Source organism: Paraburkholderia lacunae, assembly GCF_003353175.1.
In the GTDB taxonomy this organism is placed as follows: domain Bacteria; phylum Pseudomonadota; class Gammaproteobacteria; order Burkholderiales; family Burkholderiaceae; genus Paraburkholderia; species Paraburkholderia lacunae.
In genome coordinates this window covers 1-1,424 of the sequence record NZ_QHKS01000089.1, presented here as the reverse complement: position 1 = coordinate 1,424, position 1,424 = coordinate 1, and the positions used below count along the sequence as shown (strand labels likewise).

The window sequence follows — 1,424 nt, the reverse complement described above, 5'->3', positions numbered from 1 at the left end:
CATGAAAACCCTGTTCTTGCAGGCGCCGTCGTACGACGGTTTCGATGGTGGCGCGGGTTCGCGCTATCAGGCCAAGCGTGAAATCCGCTCGTTCTGGTATCCGACGTGGCTCGCGCAGCCCGCCGCGCTGATCCCCGGGAGCCGCGTGCTGGACGCGCCGGCCGACAACCTGTCGGTCGAAGCGTCGCTCGAGATTGCGCAGCAATACGATCTGGTGATCATCCACACCAGCACGCCGTCCTTTCCCACCGACGCCCTGTTCGCCGAGGACCTCAAGAAGCGCAAGCCTGCGGTGCTGGTCGGCATGGTCGGCGCGAAGGTCGCGGTCGACCCGCACAATTCGCTGACCGCCAGCGAGGCGATCGATTTCGTGTGCCGGGAAGAGTTCGACTTCACCTGCCAGGAAGTGGCCGAGGGCAAGCCGTTCGCCGACATCAAGGGGCTGAGCTATCGCGCCCGCGACGGCTCGATCGAGCACAACGAAGCGCGCCCGATCCTGGAGAACATGGACGAGCTGCCGTTCGTCGCGCCGGTCTACCAGCGCGACCTGAAGATCGAGAACTACTTCATCGGCTATCTGAAGCATCCGTACGTGTCGATCTACACGGGCCGCGGCTGCCGCTCGAAGTGCACCTTCTGCCTGTGGCCGCAGACCGTGGGCGGGCACCGCTACCGCACGCGCTCGGTCGAGAACGTGCTGGAGGAGGTGAAGTGGATTCGCGAGAACATGCCTGAAGTCAAGGAGATCATGTTCGACGACGACACCTTCACCGACTTCAAGCCGCGCGTCGAGGAAATCGCGCGCGGTCTGGGCAAGCTGGGGGTGACGTGGTCGTGCAACGCGAAGGCGAACGTGCCGTACTCGACGCTGAAGATCATGAAGGAAAACGGTCTGCGCCTGCTGCTGGTGGGCTATGAATCGGGCGACGACCAGATCCTGCTGAACATCAAGAAGGGCCTGCGCACGGACATTGCGCGCCGTTTCAGCGACGACTGCCGCAAGCTCGGCATCAAGATCCACGGCACCTTCATTCTGGGGCTGCCGGGCGAGACGCAGGACACGATCCAGAAGACCATCGAGTACGCGAAAGAGATCAATCCGCACACGATCCAGGTGTCGCTGGCCGCACCCTATCCGGGCACGACGCTCTATAACCAGGCGGTCGAGAACGGCTGGCTCGAAGAGAACAAGGTGATCAATCTCGTGAGCAAGGAAGGGGTGCAGCTCGCGGCGATCGGCTATCCGCATCTGTCGCGCGACGAGATCTACCACCAGCTCGAGAACTTCTACAAGCGCTTCTATTTCCGACCGTCGAAGATCTGGGAAATCCTGCGCGAGATGCTGACGAGCTGGGACATGATGAAACGGCGCCTGCGCGAAGGCGTCGAATTCTTCCGCTTCCTGCGCGCCCACCAAGCGTGAT

General features: G+C 62.3%; 1 protein-coding gene. It reads left to right on the top strand.

The features are described 5' to 3' along the window. The first annotated feature begins 1 nt into the window (after position 1). The gene (gene hpnJ / locus DLM46_RS38850; protein WP_115110399.1) at positions 2 to 1,423 is read left to right on the top strand and encodes a hopanoid biosynthesis associated radical SAM protein HpnJ; all 1,422 of its coding nucleotides are present in this window, start codon (positions 2 to 4) and stop codon (positions 1,421 to 1,423) included. The last annotated feature ends 1 nt before the right edge of the window (position 1,424 follow it).

Excerpts from the sequence above, each read along its gene's own strand:
- hpnJ (WP_115110399.1), top strand. The coding sequence starts at position 2 with ATGAAAACCCTGTTCTTGCAGGCGCCGTCGTACGACGGTTTCGATGGT.